The 14,289-nt window shown below is 68.2% G+C and carries 11 protein-coding genes and 2 pseudogenes; 8 read left to right on the forward strand and 5 right to left on the reverse strand.

Annotated features, from left to right (window positions below):
• Window positions 1-50: 50 nt before the first annotated feature.
• Window positions 51-1,565 (forward strand): glycerol kinase GlpK, encoded by a 1,515-nt coding sequence (gene glpK / locus QUE33_RS05025; protein ID WP_286303061.1) that lies wholly within the window; start codon window positions 51-53, stop codon window positions 1,563-1,565.
• A gap of 1 nt (window position 1,566) precedes the next feature.
• Here glpK and ffh read toward each other — a convergent pair whose 3' ends face one another.
• Window positions 1,567-3,120 carry a signal recognition particle protein gene (gene ffh, locus QUE33_RS05030; RefSeq protein ID WP_286302289.1) on the reverse strand — a complete coding sequence of 518 codons (1,554 nt, stop codon included), beginning with the start codon at window positions 3,118-3,120 and terminating at the stop codon, window positions 1,567-1,569.
• A gap of 50 nt (window positions 3,121-3,170) precedes the next feature.
• Window positions 3,171-3,755 (reverse strand): TetR/AcrR family transcriptional regulator, encoded by a 585-nt coding sequence (locus QUE33_RS05035; protein WP_286302290.1) that lies wholly within the window; start codon window positions 3,753-3,755, stop codon window positions 3,171-3,173.
• Window positions 3,756-3,857: 102 nt separating this feature from the next.
• Here QUE33_RS05035 and lipB point away from each other — a divergent pair, with 102 nt between their 5' ends.
• Entirely contained in the window at window positions 3,858-4,511 is a 654-nt protein-coding gene (gene lipB, locus QUE33_RS05040) for a lipoyl(octanoyl) transferase LipB (RefSeq protein ID WP_286302291.1), read from the forward strand.
• Window positions 4,508-5,500 (forward strand): lipoyl synthase, encoded by a 993-nt coding sequence (gene lipA, locus QUE33_RS05045; protein ID WP_286302292.1) that lies wholly within the window; start codon window positions 4,508-4,510, stop codon window positions 5,498-5,500. Before lipB ends, lipA begins: the two co-directional genes overlap by 4 nt.
• 48 nt (window positions 5,501-5,548) lie before the next feature.
• Here lipA and QUE33_RS05050 read toward each other — a convergent pair whose 3' ends face one another.
• Together QUE33_RS05050 and ftsY are read right to left on the reverse strand one after the other, a co-directional pair.
• Window positions 5,549-6,049, reverse strand: a complete 501-nt coding sequence (locus QUE33_RS05050; protein WP_286302293.1) for a DUF2004 domain-containing protein — start codon at window positions 6,047-6,049, stop codon at window positions 5,549-5,551.
• A 38-nt stretch (window positions 6,050-6,087) separates the two neighbouring features.
• A pseudogene (ftsY, locus tag QUE33_RS05055) lies at window positions 6,088-6,962 on the reverse strand (signal recognition particle-docking protein FtsY).
• Window positions 6,963-6,985: 23 nt separating this feature from the next.
• Between ftsY and QUE33_RS05060 the strand changes: the two are divergent.
• On the forward strand, window positions 6,986-7,657 hold the full coding sequence (locus QUE33_RS05060) for an alpha/beta fold hydrolase (RefSeq protein ID WP_286302294.1): 672 nt from the start codon (window positions 6,986-6,988) through the stop codon (window positions 7,655-7,657).
• Between the two features lie 65 nt (window positions 7,658-7,722).
• Here the strand turns inward: QUE33_RS05060 and smc are convergent.
• A pseudogene (smc, locus tag QUE33_RS05065) lies at window positions 7,723-11,245 on the reverse strand (chromosome segregation protein SMC).
• Between the two features lie 511 nt (window positions 11,246-11,756).
• Here smc and QUE33_RS05070 point away from each other — a divergent pair.
• The 4 genes from QUE33_RS05070 to QUE33_RS05085 are packed head-to-tail and all read left to right on the forward strand — an operon-like array spanning window position 11,757 to window position 14,263.
• A complete protein-coding gene (locus QUE33_RS05070; RefSeq protein ID WP_286302295.1) occupies window positions 11,757-12,038 on the forward strand; it encodes a hypothetical protein in 282 nt (93 codons plus the stop codon).
• Between the two features lie 13 nt (window positions 12,039-12,051).
• Window positions 12,052-13,167, forward strand: coding sequence for a GNAT family N-acetyltransferase (locus tag QUE33_RS05075; RefSeq protein WP_286302296.1), 1,116 nt, complete (start codon window positions 12,052-12,054; stop codon window positions 13,165-13,167).
• Complete coding sequence (locus QUE33_RS05080) at window positions 13,164-13,772, forward strand: variant leucine-rich repeat-containing protein (RefSeq protein WP_286302298.1); 609 nt, start codon at window positions 13,164-13,166, stop codon at window positions 13,770-13,772. The genes QUE33_RS05075 and QUE33_RS05080 overlap by 4 nt, the downstream gene beginning before the upstream one ends.
• Complete coding sequence (locus QUE33_RS05085) at window positions 13,769-14,263, forward strand: hypothetical protein (protein WP_286302299.1); 495 nt, start codon at window positions 13,769-13,771, stop codon at window positions 14,261-14,263. Before QUE33_RS05080 ends, QUE33_RS05085 begins: the two co-directional genes overlap by 4 nt.
• Window positions 14,264-14,289 lie beyond the last annotated feature (26 nt).

Consider the following 14,289-nt stretch of genomic DNA (forward strand, 5'->3'; position numbering starts at 1 on the left):
ACACACTGGTGAGAATGCGGATCGTCGATGATCCGCTGAAGGAGGGCCGCATGGCCGAGTACGTTCTCTCGATCGATCAAGGCACCACATCGAGCCGGGCGATCATCTTCGACCGCTCCGGCAGCGTCGTCGCGACGGGCCAGAAGGAGCATGAGCAGATCCTGCCCAAAGCGGGCTGGGTCGAGCACGACGCGGCAGAGATCTGGCGGAACGTGCAGGAGGTCATCGGCCTCGCCCTCACCCGCGCCCATCTGACCCGTCACGACATCGCCGCCGTCGGCATCACCAACCAGCGCGAGACCGCTGTGGTGTGGGACCGGAACACGGGCGAGCCGGTGTACAACGCGATCGTGTGGCAGGACACGCGCACGCAGGAGATCGTCGACCGGCTCGCCGCGGACGGCGGGGTCGACCGCTTCAAGCCGGTGGTCGGTCTGCCGCTGGCCACGTACTTCTCGGGCACGAAGATCGCCTGGATCCTGGAGAACGTCGACGGCGCGCGAGAGAAGGCGGATGCCGGTGAGCTGATGTTCGGCACCACCGACACCTGGGTGCTGTGGAACCTCACCGGCGGAGTCGACGGCGGCGTGCACGCCACGGACGTGACGAACGCGTCGCGCACGATGTTCATGGATCTGGAGTCGCTGCAGTGGCGCGATGACATCCTCGAGGTGTTCGGGGTGCCTCGCTCGATGATGCCGGAGATCCGCTCCTCGTCCGAGGTGTATGGCACGGCCGAGAGCTCCTCGCTGCTGCGCGAGACGCCGATCGCCGGCATCCTGGGCGACCAGCAGGCGGCGACCTTCGGCCAGGCGGCCTTCGCTGCGGGTGAGAGCAAGAACACCTATGGCACGGGCTGCTTCCTCATCTTCAACACCGGTGAAGAGATCGTGCGCTCCGAGAACGGGCTGCTCACCACGGTCGGCTACAAACTCGGCGACGGCCCCACGCACTATGCATTGGAGGGTTCGATCGCCGTCGCAGGATCGCTGATCCAGTGGCTGCGCGACCAGCTCGGCCTGATCTCGTCGGCGCCCGAGGTGGAGGATCTCGCCCGCAAGGTCGACGACAATGGCGGCGTGTACATCGTTCCCGCGTTCTCGGGGCTGTTCACGCCCTATTGGAAGCCGGATGCCCGCGGCGTGATCGTCGGACTCACCCGCTTCGCGAACCGCAGCCACCTCGCCCGCGCGGCACTGGAGGCGGTCGCCTTCCAGACGCGCGACGTGCTCGACGCGGTGAACGCGGATGCCGATGTCGACCTCAGCGAGCTGAAGGTCGATGGCGGGATGGTCGCCAACGACGCGCTCATGCAGTTCCAGGCCGACGTGCTCGGCGTGCCCGTGGTGCGCCCCGTCGTGACCGAGACGACCGCGTTGGGAGCGGCCTACGCGGCCGGACTCGCCGTCGGCTTCTGGAGCGATCTGGATGATCTGCGCGCGAACTGGCAGGAGGATCGCCGCTGGGAGCCGACGATGGATGCCGACGAGCGCGATCGTCAGCTGCGATTGTGGCGCAAGGCCGTCACGAAGTCGATGGACTGGGTCGACGAGGACGTGCGCTGACTCAGCCCTTGCCGAACAGCTTCTGGATCTCGGCGAGGTCGGCTTCGGACGGCGCCTTCTGACCGCCGCCGAGCCCGAAGCCGGACCCGGTCGGATTGGCGGTCGAGGTGGCGATGCCGGCATTCTCGGCGGCACGCTTGGCCGGGTTGCCCGAGCGCGAGCCGCCCCTGCTCTTGGAGCCCTTCTTGCCGCGCTTGGAAGAAGCACCGGGCTTGCCCATCGGGCCCATCCCGGGAATCTGCGGGGTGCCGCCGCGGGCGACGGTCTTCATCATCTTCGCGGCCTGGTCGAAGCGCTGCACGAGCTGGTTCACGTCGGTGACGGTCATCCCGGAACCGCGGGCGATCCGCAGACGGCGCGAGCCGTTGAGCACCTTGGGATTGCGACGCTCGCCCGGCGTCATCGAGCGGATGATCGCCTCGGTGCGGTCGATCTCGCGGTCGTCGAAGTCCTCGAGCTGCTGCTTCATCTGGCCCATGCCAGGCAGCATGCCGAGCATCTTCTTCATCGAGCCCATCTTCTTCATCTGCTGAAGCTGCTCGAGGAAGTCTTCGAGGGTGAAGGCCTCGTTGGCGAGCTTCTCAGCGACCTTCATCGCCTCTTCCTCATCAAACGCCTGCTGCGCCTGCTCGATGAGGGTGAGGATGTCGCCGAGGTCGAGGATGCGGCTCGCCATGCGGTCGGGGTGGAACGGCTCGAGGTCCTCGAGGTTCTCACCCGTGGAGGCGAAGATGATCGGGCGACCTGTCACCGAGGCGACGGAGAGCGCGGCACCGCCGCGGGCGTCGCCGTCGAGCTTCGACAGGACGACGCCGGTGAAGTCGACGCCCTCCTGGAATGCCTTGGCCGTGTTCACCGCGTCCTGACCGATCATCGCGTCGATGACGAACAGCACCTCGTCCGGCGCGGTCGCGGTGCGGATGTCGGCCGCCTGCTTCATCAGCTCGGCATCCACACCGAGACGCCCGGCGGTGTCGATGATCACGACATCGTGCTGCTGGCGGCGCGCGTACTCGACGCCGTCCTGGGAGACCTTGACCGGGTCTCCCACGCCGTTCCCCGGCTCCGGAGCATAGATGGCGGCTCCAGCACGTTCGGCCACCACCTGCAGCTGATTCACCGCGTTCGGACGCTGCAGGTCGGCCGCGACGAGGATCGGAGTGTGGCCCTCACCCTGGAGCTGCTTTGCGAGCTTGCCCGCGAAGGTGGTCTTTCCCGATCCTTGGAGGCCGGCGAGCATGATGACGGTCGGCGGGGTCTTCGCGAACGCCAGCCGGCGCTGCTCGCCGCCGAGGATCGAGACGAGCTCCTCGTTCACGATCTGCACGACCTGCTGCGCCGGGTTGAGCGCCTTGCTGACCTCATCGCCCAGTGCGCGTTCGCGCACCTTGGCGGTGAAGTCCTTGACGACGGCCAGCGCGACATCCGCGTCGAGCAGAGCGCGGCGGATCTCGCGGACGGTGCCGTCCACATCGGCGGGGCTCAGCTTTCCCTTCGTGCGCAGATTGCGGAAGGTCTCGGTGAGCCGATCGGAGAGCGTGCCAAAGGTAGCCATGGTGCCTCCGATTCTACGGGAGAGCGGCGTCCGGGCCGAGCAGGGGCTGCTCAGCCCCAGGGGAGGTCGTGGATGCTGCGCAGCGCCGCATCGAACCGCTGCTCGAGCGATACCTGGCCCGGTCCCTGCTCCGCCCAGACCCGCAGCGCGGAGAGCACCGCAGTCGCGACGGCGGAGCCGAGGATGTCGGCGCGGATGACCTCCACGCCGGCGCTGCGCGCGGCCGCCGCGACGGCCGAGGCGATGCGAGCGTGCCGCAGGCCGGTATCTCGCAGCAGTTCGCTCTCCAAGCCCATCGCGGCACTGTTGCGCAGTGCGAGCGCCAGAGGGTCGGGGGCGAAACCGCGCACGATCGGTTCTACGGCCGCTCGCACGGACGCTCCATCGGCCTCTGTGCCGAGTGCGGCCAGCGCGACGGATGCCGCAGCGATCCTCGCATCCAGGCCCGACCACAGCACATCGCTCTTCGATGAGAAGTAGTTGAAGAAGCTGGATCGGCTGACCCCGGCGCGTCGTGCGATGTCGACGATCGATGTGGCCTCATAGCCCCGCTCGAGGAACAGCTCGCATGCCGCCTCTGCCAGCGTCTCGCGAGACGACGCCCGAGGCCTGCCCGCGCGCGGCTCCGAAGTCATGGCTTCAGCGTAGCGGTGCTGTGTCTCGCCGACTTCCCGGCGGGTGGAGTACGCTGGAGCGCAGAAGTTCTTGCACTGCATCCAACAACCTCGGGAGCACCCATGCTCGACATCCGGATCGCCGGTCTCGCACCGGACTTCGTGCCCTACCTGGACGGCTGGGAGCTGCAACGCAGCATCCATCGCGACGTCGTCGCGGGCGATCGTCCCGACACCCTGCTGCTGCTCGAGCACGAGGCGGTCTACACGGCCGGGAAGCGCACCGAGCCACAGGAGCGCCCGCAGGACGGAACGCCGGTCGTCGACGTGGATCGGGGCGGCAAGATCACCTGGCACGGCCCTGGCCAGCTCGTCGGCTATCCGATCGTGCGGCTGCCCGAGCCGATGGACGTCGTCGCGCATGTGCGACGCATGGAGCGGCTGCTGATCAGCATCCTCAAGCCCCTCGGCGTCGACGGCTACCAGGTCGCCGGGCGCAGCGGCGTCTGGGTGCGCCGGCCGCTCTCCGAGGACAAGGTGGCCGCGATCGGCGTGCGCGTGCAGCAGGGCGTGACCATGCACGGCTTCGCGATCAACTGCGACAACACCCTCACCGGGTTCAGCGGCATCATCCCCTGCGGCATCACGGATGCCGGTGTCACCACAGTCAGCGAGGTCGTCGGCGCTGACATCTCCCCCGTCGACATCGTGCAGGCCGTCTCCGACGCCTTCGCCGCCGAGTACGCCGGTGCGCCGACCGCGGGGGTCGCTGCATGAGCGCGACGCACCCGGAAGGCCGCAAGCTGCTGCGCCTGGAGATCCGCAACTCCGCGACCCCGATCGAGCGCAAGCCGGAGTGGATACGCACCAAGGCGAAGATGGGCCCTGAATACCAGGCGCTGCACTCATTGGTGAAGGACGAAGGTCTGCACACCGTCTGCCAAGAGGCCGGCTGTCCCAACATCTACGAATGCTGGGAGGATCGCGAGGCCACCTTCCTCATCGGCGGTTCGCAGTGCACCCGCCGCTGCGACTTCTGCCAGATCGATACCGGCAAGCCCGCCGACTACGACACGGACGAACCGCGCAGAGTGGCCGAGAGCGTCACCCGGATGGGCCTGCGCTACGCCACGGTGACCAGCGTCGCACGCGATGACCTGCCCGACACCGGTGCGTGGCTGAATGCCGAGACGGTGCGGCAGATCCATGCGCAGAACCCGAACACCGGGGTCGAGCTGCTGGCCAACGACCACAGCGGCAAGCCGGAGTTCCTGGGGCAGATCTTCGATGCCCGCCCCGAGGTATTCGCGCACAATGTCGAGACCGTGCCGCGCATCTTCCGCCGCATCCGCCCGGCGTTCACCTACGAGCGGTCGCTGAACGTGCTCACACAGGGGCACGAAGCGGGGCTGATCACGAAGTCGAACCTCATCCTCGGCATGGGCGAGGAGCCGGAGGAGGTCGTCCAGGCGCTGCAGGATCTGCGCGATGCCGGCTGTGACATCATCACGATCACGCAGTATCTGCGGCCGACGCCTCGGCACCTGCCGGTGGCGCGCTGGGTCAAGCCCGCCGAGTTCGTAGAGTTCAAGGAGGAGGCCGAGAAGATCGGTTTCCTCGGCGTGCTCGCCGGGCCGCTGGTACGTTCGTCGTACCGCGCTGGACGGCTGTGGGCGCAGTCGATGATCTCGAAGGGTCGCGAGATCCCGCCGCATCTCGCGCACATCGCCGAGAGCGCCGATCTCGGCTTCGCGCAGGCGGTCTGATCCCGGCGCCCGACTGCAGATCGGCGCGCCGCAGACCGATGCCGAACGCTAGTCGGCGCTCATCACCGAGAGCACCGCGCCGTCGGAATCGAGGTTGACCAGCAGCACGTCGTCGGTGGCATCCGCGTCAAGCGCATACTCCATGACGGCGAACGGGTCGGTGCCGCCGTGCTCGTCGGCGAGGATCGTCATGCTCATCAGCGTCAGCGATCGGATGATGTCGACAGCAGGATCCCCGCTGACGTCGACCAGGATCTCCTCGAGCTCGTCGCCATAGGCCTCCTGCTGCTGCAGGATGTACTCGGTCACCTCACTGGTGCGATCGTCGACCTCCGCCAGCATGGCGCGGCGGACGACCGCGTCCAGTGCCTCGATTCCGGAGATCAGCGACGCTGCGACGTCGAGCGCCGCCTGCGAGACGTCGTCCTGATCGGGGGCGGTCAGGTCGACCGTCACCGACTGCTCTCCCACCTCGACCCGCTCGGTCCAGAAGATGGCGCCGTCGGGCCCGGCGGAGAGGACTCCGAAGTAGTCGTGTTCGATCGCCATATCGCTATGAAACCAGCCTCCGCGCTCGTCCGGTAGTCCTACGCGCCGACGAGTGCCGACACGAAGACGTGCGGTGTGAAACCGGTGAGGTCGTCGATGCCCTCACCCTGCCCCAGCAGCTTCACCGGGATGCCGGTGCGCTCCTGCACGGCGAGGATGAACCCGCCCTTGGCCGAGCCGTCCAGTTTGGTGACGACGAGTCCGGTGACGCCTGCGTGCTGCAGGAACGCCTCGGCCTGCAGCACACCGTTCTGCCCTGTGGTGGCATCCAGCACCAACAGCACCTCGCTGATCGGCGCGAGCTTCTCGACCACGCGGCGCACCTTGGAGAGCTCGTCCATCAGCCCGCCCTTGGTGTGCAGGCGGCCGGCTGTGTCGATGATCGCGATCTCCACGCCGTGCTGCTGCGCGTACTCCACGGTCTGATAGGCCACGGATGCCGGATCCTGTCCCTCGTGCTGGGGGCGCACCATAGCCGCTCCCCGCGCTGCGCCCAGGTGGCCAGCTGGTCGACGGCGGCGGCCCGGAAGGTGTCGGCGCCGCCGACCACGACGCTGCGCTCGAAGCCACGCAGGAACTTGGTGAATTTTCCGATCGTGGTGGTCTTGCCCACGCCGTTCACACCGACCACGAGCACGACGGCGGGACGCTCGGTGAGTTTGAGCGTCGTGTCGAACTTCGCGAAGCGCTCTTCGAGGGTCTCGCGCAGCATCCGCTGCAGATCCCGCGGATCGGTGGTGCGGTACCGGTCGACCTTCTCGTGCAGCTCATCCAGCAGCTGCTCGGTGATGTCGGGACCGAAGTCTGCGGTGATCAGCGCGGTCTCCAGATCCTCCCAGGTGGTCTCGTCGATGGTGGGCTTGACGAACATGCCGCGCAGTGCACGACCGAGGGACCAGGACTTCTCCGCCATGTGTCCAGCCTACGATGATCGACATGAGCATCCGTCGCGTCTACGTCCATGGCGCCGGCCGACGGGGCGCGGATGCCTGGCCCGGCGCTGACCCGGTATCCAGTGAATTCGTGTCCTTCCCCTCCGCATCCACCGTCCAGGAGCAGGCAGAACTGCTGGTTCGAGGCTTCGGCACTGCGCCGGTGCTCTTCCACGCACACTCGATCGGTGCAGTCCCGGTCGCGCTGGCAGCACAGCGGATGCCGGTCGCCGGCCTCGTGCTCGTCGAACCCGCTCTCTACGACATCGCCCGCGGCGCCGAACCGGTCGAACGGCATATCAGCATCGTCACCGAGGCGCGATCCCAGGCTGAGAACGGCGATCTGCGCGCCTTCTGGGCGATTCTGCGACCGCTCATGTTCGGCGGCCCGTTCGACCCTGCCAGGTGGGACGCCGAGCGTCCGGTTGCCGAGCACTGGGCAGTGACGAACCTGCCCTGGGGCCATGGAGTGCGCCGACGGATGCTGTCCGACATCCCGACGCTCGTCGTCACGGGCGGCTGGAATGCGGAGTACGAGACGATCGCCGCAGAGCTGGCATCGGACGGCGCCGAGCACGTCGTCCTGCCGGGTGCCCAGCACCGCCCTATGGATGTGCCCGGCTTCGCTGAGCTGGTGACCGCTTTCGAAGCCTCGCTGCCGGCCCGACCCACCTGACGCCCCCGTCGCACTTTTCGTCGCCTCCGGGCTCGGAAAGCGACAGAAAGTGCGACGGGAGCGAATCAGGCGGATGCCGTGGCGCGGTCTCCGACACGCTGACCGACGACGGCCGAGACGCCGTCCTGGCGCATCGACACGCCGTAGAGCGCGTCGGCGATCTCCATGGTGCGCTTCTGGTGCGTGATCACCAGCAGCTGCGAGTTCTCACGCAGCTGCTCGAACACCGTCAGCAGGCGTCCCAGGTTGGCGTCATCGAGCGCCGCCTCTACTTCGTCGAGGATGTAGAACGGGCTCGGCCGCGCCTTGAAGATCGCCACCAGCAGCGCCACCGCTGCCAGCGACCGCTCACCGCCCGAGAGCAGCGAGAGTCGTTCGATCTTCTTGCCGACCGGGCGCACCGCCACCTCGATGCCGGTGGTGAGCAGGTTCTCGGGATCGGTCAGCGAGATGCTGCCGGAGCCGCCGGGGAACAGCAGCGGGAAGACCTCGCCGAACGCCTGCTTCGTGTCCTCGAAGGCGCTCGCGAAGATCACCTGCATCCGCTCGTCGAGCTCGGCGATGATCGCCAGCAGATCCTGCCGGGTCTTGGTCAGGTCCGACAGCTGCTCGGTGAGGAAAGCGTGCCGTTGCTCGAGAGCCGCGAACTCCTCCAGTGCCAATGGGTTCACGCGACCGAGCTGGGCGAGCTTGCGCTCGGCCTCCTTCAGCCGTCGCTCCTGGATTCTTCGATCGAACGGGATCGCCGTGTCGTCGTCCGGCTCCTCTGCTCCCGGATCGTGCGGCACTGGCTGATCCGGACCATATTCCGCAATCAGAATATCTTCGTCGAGAGCGAGCTCCGAGGCGACTCGTTCAAGCAGACCGGACAGGTGCAGCTTCTTCTCGTGGATCTGCAGCTCGAGTCCGTGCACGCTCTCGGTCAGACCCGCCAAGCGTTCCCGCAGCGAGCTCTCCTGCGCGCGCAGCGCCGTCAGCTCCTCGCTGTGCGCAGATCGCTCTGCCTCGGCCGCGGCGAGGGCCAGGCGTGCCTCGGCGACAGAGCGATCGATCGAGTCGAGCACGCGCGGCACCTCCTCTGCCACCGCCGATGCCGCCTCGCGCTGTGCGCGTCGGATCACTGCACGCCGGGCCGCCTCGGCGGCAGCCTCACGCTCCTGTTCACGCTGCCGCTGCAGCGAGACGACGCGGGCCTGCGCAGCGCGCACGCGTTCGCGGAGCGTCTCGATCTCCAGGCGCGCTCGAACCTCCCCTCGCGAGCCGCCTCCAGAGCCTCCAGGAGTCCATCGCGCGCGGACGCGTCCAGCACGGGACGGGGTTCGGACTCCGCGGCCTCGAGCTCGGCCTTGGCCTGCGTCGCCGACGACTCGGCATCGGCCACGGCCTTCTGCGCCTGTGCGAGCCCGGATTCGAGTCGCTCGCACTCGGCGACGGCCGCCTCGTGCTGTACCGTGACCCGGTTCACGTGCTCGGCGTGGGTCGCCAGCGCGGCGTCGTGCTCCCGCAGCGCCCGCAGCGCGTCCTTCGCACGCCGGCGAGCCTCTTCGACCTCGGCTGTCGCCGTGTCGCGCGCATCACGCAGCTCGGCGACGGCGACGCGCACCTCGTCGAGGCGCTCTGTCGCAGCATCGCGCTCCGCCGCCAGTTCGAGCCGGGAGGCTTCGCCGCTGCCGGCGCGCATGGTGTGCGCCGTGATCACCTCGCCGTTCTTCGTCACGATGGTCGTCCGAGTGTCTGCGAGTGCGTCCAGTGCCGCACGTGCGGCACGCGCGGCGTCCAGGTCGTCGGCGACGAGCACGGCCGACAGCACCCCGCGCACCCCGCCCGGCGCATCGACCACCGCGGCCGCCGAGACCGTCCCCGGCACCTCGATCGAGACGGCATCCACGGGTGCGTTCGTGTCGGCGATGACGAAGTCCACAGTGCCCTTCGCACCCCCGGACGATACGAGTGCGAAGGCGTCGTCGACGCCGTCGACCAGCACGCCCTCCGCCAGCGGACCGAGCACGGCGGCGATCGCAGCCTCATAGCCGGCACGTACCTGCACCGCGTCGCCGACGAGCCCGCGCACGCCGGAAGCACCGGATGCGACGATCTCGGCGGCCCCGCCCGACAGCGCCAGCGCACTGCCGAGTGCCGCCGCCTTCGCCGTCAGCGAGTCCGCCTCGCGCTCTGCTTCGTGCAGCCGTTCGCGCAGTGAGTCGCGCTCGCTCTCGGCGGCGGCGACCTGCTTCTGCGCCTCGTCGTAGGCTGCAGCGTGCTCCGCAGCGGTGCCCTCGGGCGCCTCCGCATCGTCGATCGACTCCAGTGCCTCAGCGGCCTCGCGGCGTCGGGCGTGCGCGGCCTCCAGCGCGTTCTCCTGCCGGAGCACGGCCCCGCGCACGGCCGCGAGGGCGGATGCCGCGGCATCCGCGTTCCCTCGCAGAGTCGTCAGCCGCATGTCGTACTTCGAGACCAGCGCGCTCTGCTCGGCGATGTCCACGTCCAGCGTGTCGAGCTCGGCGCGCGCGTCAATCACCTCCCGGCTCGCCGCGGCGGCGGCCTCCTGGGCATCGCCGAGACCCTCGGATATGCGCGTGATCTCGTCCTCGGCCTCGTCGATCGTGTCCTGGGTGACGGTGATCGCCGTGACCGTGTCGTCGTCTTCGCTGCCGAGCAGGGCGAGACGCTGATTGGCCAGGGTGAACAGGCTCCGCATCCGCTCCTGCGTCTGCTCCAGCCCGAACGCCACCCGGCGGGCCTCGTCGACCGCGGCGGAGTTCTGCTGCGCCTCGAGCCGCTGAATACCGGTGCGAACGGCATCCGCCTGATCCGAGAGCACCAGCCGCTCGGTGTGCCGTTCCTGCTCGGTGCGCGTGTGATCGGCCAGCGCGGTGCGCAGAGCGACCACGTCGTCGGCGAAGATCCGCGCCTTCGCGTCGCGAACCACGGCGGCGATGCCCTGCGCCTCCCGGGCGATCTCGGCCTGCTTGCCGAGCGGTTTGAGCTGGCGGCGGATCTCGCCGGCCAGGTCGCTGAGCCTGGTGAGATTGGTCTCCATCGCATCGAGCTTGCGGAGCGTCTTCTCCTTACGTCGGCGATGTTTGAGGATCCCGGCGGCCTCTTCGATGAACCCTCGGCGGTCCTCAGGGAGGCCTGCAACACGGTATCCAGTCGGCCCTGGCCGACGATGACATGCATCTCGCGTCCGAGACCGGAGTCGCTCAGCAGCTCCTGCACATCCAGCAGCCGGCAGCTGGAGCCGTTGATGGCATATTCGCTCGAGCCGTTGCGGAACAGGGTGCGGCTGATCGTCACCTCGGCGTACTCGATCGGCAGCGCACCGTCGCTGTTGTCGATGGTCAGCTGCACCTCGGCGCGGCCCAGCGGGCCCCGCGTCGAGGTGCCCGCGAAGATGACGTCCTCCATCTTGCCGCCGCGGAGGGTCTTCGCCCCCTGCTCCCCCATCACCCAGGCGAGAGCGTCGACCACGTTCGACTTGCCCGAGCCGTTCGGCCCGACGATACAGGTGACCCCCGGTTCGAACACGAACGACGTGGGCTGGGCGAAGGACTTGAAGCCCTTGAGCGTCAGGCTCTTCAGATGCATGGGAGCACCGTTCGTCGTACTGGCCGGCCACGGAGAATCACGCCGCCACGCTACCCGAATCCGAGCCTGCGCTGAGGATCCCGCGCGGCTGCGACCCGGATCCGCACGCGGCGCGACACGCCGACGAATCACAAGATCCTTGACGTCTTCCGTGAAGAAGCAGTAACTTTGCAAGCCGGATCGCTCACGAAAGGAGAACGCTCATGGTCACCGCATATGTCATGGCACCAGCCGCACGCTTAGATGCGACGCGCGCCGCGGATCAGACGTTCTCCGACCTCGGCATCCGAACCAGCGCGCTCTCGTAGCACCGCAGCTCGAGATCTCCTCCCCAGGAGCCTGATCTCCGCCGGTTCCCGCCGCTCCCGCATCGGTCGATCCTCGACCCTCTGCATCCCCCTGTGACGTCTCCGTCTTCGAGACCTCTCACTCGCTCCCCGTCCATCGACCGGGTTCTCCGGTCGACCCCGACGGCGGCACATCACCCCCGTAACAAGAAACGAGCACTCTCGTGAGCACTGAAGCACTGCTTCGACAGACCACCCATCCACCGTGTACCGAGGAGCACGACATCCTCGAGATCACCGTCCCCGCAGACCGCACCGAACTCGGTCTCGCCGACCGGCTGTCGCTGCGCATCGGACTGTGGCTCCTGCTGCGGGCGCAGCGCAACCCGCGCCACGCCCGCGCAGGAACCGGCGACGACATCGTCCGGCACCGCGATCGGACTCGCGTCACCGAGCATGACGCCATCACACTGCTCGCCCACGGCCTACAGCGTCACCTGCGCTGAGCTGGAGACCGCGATGAGCACTCGAATCACCGAGACGGCGAGGCTGCGTTCGCTCGTGCTGCCGGCACGGGCGGACGCGGCATCGGCCGAAGACCTGCGCATCTATGCGGACGTGCGCAACCGCTCCATCCGGGACGTGACCGGCCGAGATGACGACGAGATGACGGCGGAATCGCTGCTCCCGATCCTGCGTTCCACTCCGAATGCGTCCAAGCAGCAGTGGTTCATCGTGGTCGACGGCGAGCTGGTCGGCGTCGCTCCGCTGAGCATTCTCGGCGACGGCGACGGCAGGTCCGCGATCCTCATCGTCAGTCTGCTGCGCCGGTTCTGGGGCCGGGGCATCGGATCGGCGGTTCTTCCCGAGCTGGAGGCCGTCGCCCGCGATGCCGGCGTTGAGCGGCTGCTCACCTGGGTTCCGCATCCGACGCCTGCTGACACGGACGTGGCCCTGGCATCGCCGACCGGCTTCGGCGCCATCCCGCGAGACCATCATGCGCGATTCCTGCTGCGTCACGGCTACCGACTGGAGCAGGTCGAACGCGTCAGCACGCTCACCTGGTCCGATGCCGTGATGCAGCGCCTCCGCGACCTCCGCTCGGATGCCGCTCAGCGCGCCGACGGCTACCGCATCGTGCAGTGGCTGCTGCCGACGCCCATGGAGCACATCCGGGGCTACGCCCGCATGAAGGAGCACATGTCGACGGATGTCCCCGACGCCGACCTCGCGATGCCTGCGGAGACGTGGGATGCCGACCGGGTCAGGCGCCACGACGAACGATACATCCAGCACGGCAGCACGGTGCTGGTGACGGCTGCGCAGCACGTCGGCACGGGTGAATTGTGCGCGTACAACGAGCTGTCGATCGGACCGGACCCGACCGCGACCTCCCACCAGGAGGACACTCTCGTGCTGTCCTCGCACCGCGGACACCGGCTGGGAATGCTGGTGAAGACAGCCGGTCTTCTGCGCTGGCGGGAGCATCACTCCGGCTCCCCCGCAGTGATCACCTACAACGCCGAGGAGAACCGGCCGATGCTCGATATCAATGAGGCCATCGGATTCACCCCCATCTCTTATGAAGGCGCCTGGAAGAAGGAGCTGATCCAAGCGGATAGCATCGTGGGATGACCGGCATGCCAGACGATCTCGACTGGCGCGCCGCGACTGATCCCGCCACCTCGCCGGAGCGCCTCGCCGACCTCGCCGCTCGACGGTGGGATCTGCATCCGGCGATCGCCGCCAATCCCCAGGCGTATCCGGCGCTGCGCGTCTGGATGGCGCAGGTGAATCCGGCCGGCGCGCAGCCGCCGTCGCTACGGATGCCGCCCCATCTCGCTGCACCAGTGCAGGCACCGAGACGCCGCGGCATCGGATGCTGGATCGTGGGCTGCGGGGGCATCGCCGTCGTCGCCGTGCTCGCCGTCGTCGGCGCACTCCTCGCCGGTATCGGCGCGGCGACTCCTCCGGACCACGGTGCGCCCGCCATACCCACCACGCCTTCTGCGCAGGATGAGTCGGTCGCGGAGCAGCTGGCCATCTACGAGGCCGAGCATGCGGAGTACGACAAGCTGGCCGCAGAGCTCGAGGGCAACCCGGTGGCGCCGTTGGTGACCGAGTCCTACTTCATGCAGCGGCTCGAACGGGAGGCCGCGGTGCCGAACATCTCCGAGATCGCCGCGCGCGGGTGGCGCAGCGTGCGCGCGGCTTCAGAGAAGAGCTGCAGGCTCGGGTGACTGCCGCACAGGCGCGCCGCGTCAACAGCTCCGGCACCCTCACCGAGCGGCTCGTCGACCAGGCCGGCGACGGTTACATCGACGTCCGCTGGGACGCGGCCACAGCGTGCGGCGATTCCGAGGAGGGCAGGATCACCACCGGGTGCGTGATCAGCGGCAGTCCCCTCACCGTGCACCTTCAGGCCGAGGGCCAGGTCAGCGGCGATTGGGAGCGGAAGATGGTCGTCGCCCACGAGCTCGCACACGTGTACCAGCATGCCGACGCACGCCGTTTCGAGGACGGCGAAGGCGATGCGGATCGACTGCTCGAGCAGGGCCTGTTCCAGGGCAGCGCCGAGAAGATGGCCGATTGCTATGCGCTCACCTACTACGACCAGGCTTCGCTCTCCCATCAGGGAGTGACTCTGGGGTACGGCTATGTGTGCAACGCGGCGGAGCGTGAGGCGATCCGCGACTGGGCCGCGGCCATCGATGCGCCGATGCCCGGCTGAGGCGAGGATCATCCTCTCGATGTATC

Origin of the sequence: Microbacterium suwonense (genome assembly GCF_030296555.1) — a bacterium.
Taxonomy (GTDB): domain Bacteria; phylum Actinomycetota; class Actinomycetes; order Actinomycetales; family Microbacteriaceae; genus Microbacterium; species Microbacterium suwonense.

Excerpts from the sequence above, each read along its gene's own strand:
- QUE33_RS05060 (WP_286302294.1), top strand. The coding sequence starts at position 6,986 with ATGAGCATCCGTCGCGTCTACGTCCATGGCGCCGGCCGACGGGGCGCG.
- glpK (WP_286303061.1), top strand. The coding sequence starts at position 51 with ATGGCCGAGTACGTTCTCTCGATCGATCAAGGCACCACATCGAGCCGG.
- lipB (WP_286302291.1), top strand. The coding sequence starts at position 3,858 with ATGCTCGACATCCGGATCGCCGGTCTCGCACCGGACTTCGTGCCCTAC.
- lipA (WP_286302292.1), top strand. The coding sequence starts at position 4,508 with ATGAGCGCGACGCACCCGGAAGGCCGCAAGCTGCTGCGCCTGGAGATC.
- QUE33_RS05050 (WP_286302293.1), bottom strand. The coding sequence starts at position 6,049 with ATGGCGATCGAACACGACTACTTCGGAGTCCTCTCCGCCGGGCCCGAC.
- QUE33_RS05080 (WP_286302298.1), top strand. The coding sequence starts at position 13,164 with ATGACCGGCATGCCAGACGATCTCGACTGGCGCGCCGCGACTGATCCC.
- QUE33_RS05035 (WP_286302290.1), bottom strand. The coding sequence starts at position 3,755 with ATGACTTCGGAGCCGCGCGCGGGCAGGCCTCGGGCGTCGTCTCGCGAG.
- QUE33_RS05075 (WP_286302296.1), top strand. The coding sequence starts at position 12,052 with ATGAGCACTCGAATCACCGAGACGGCGAGGCTGCGTTCGCTCGTGCTG.
- ffh (WP_286302289.1), bottom strand. The coding sequence starts at position 3,120 with ATGGCTACCTTTGGCACGCTCTCCGATCGGCTCACCGAGACCTTCCGC.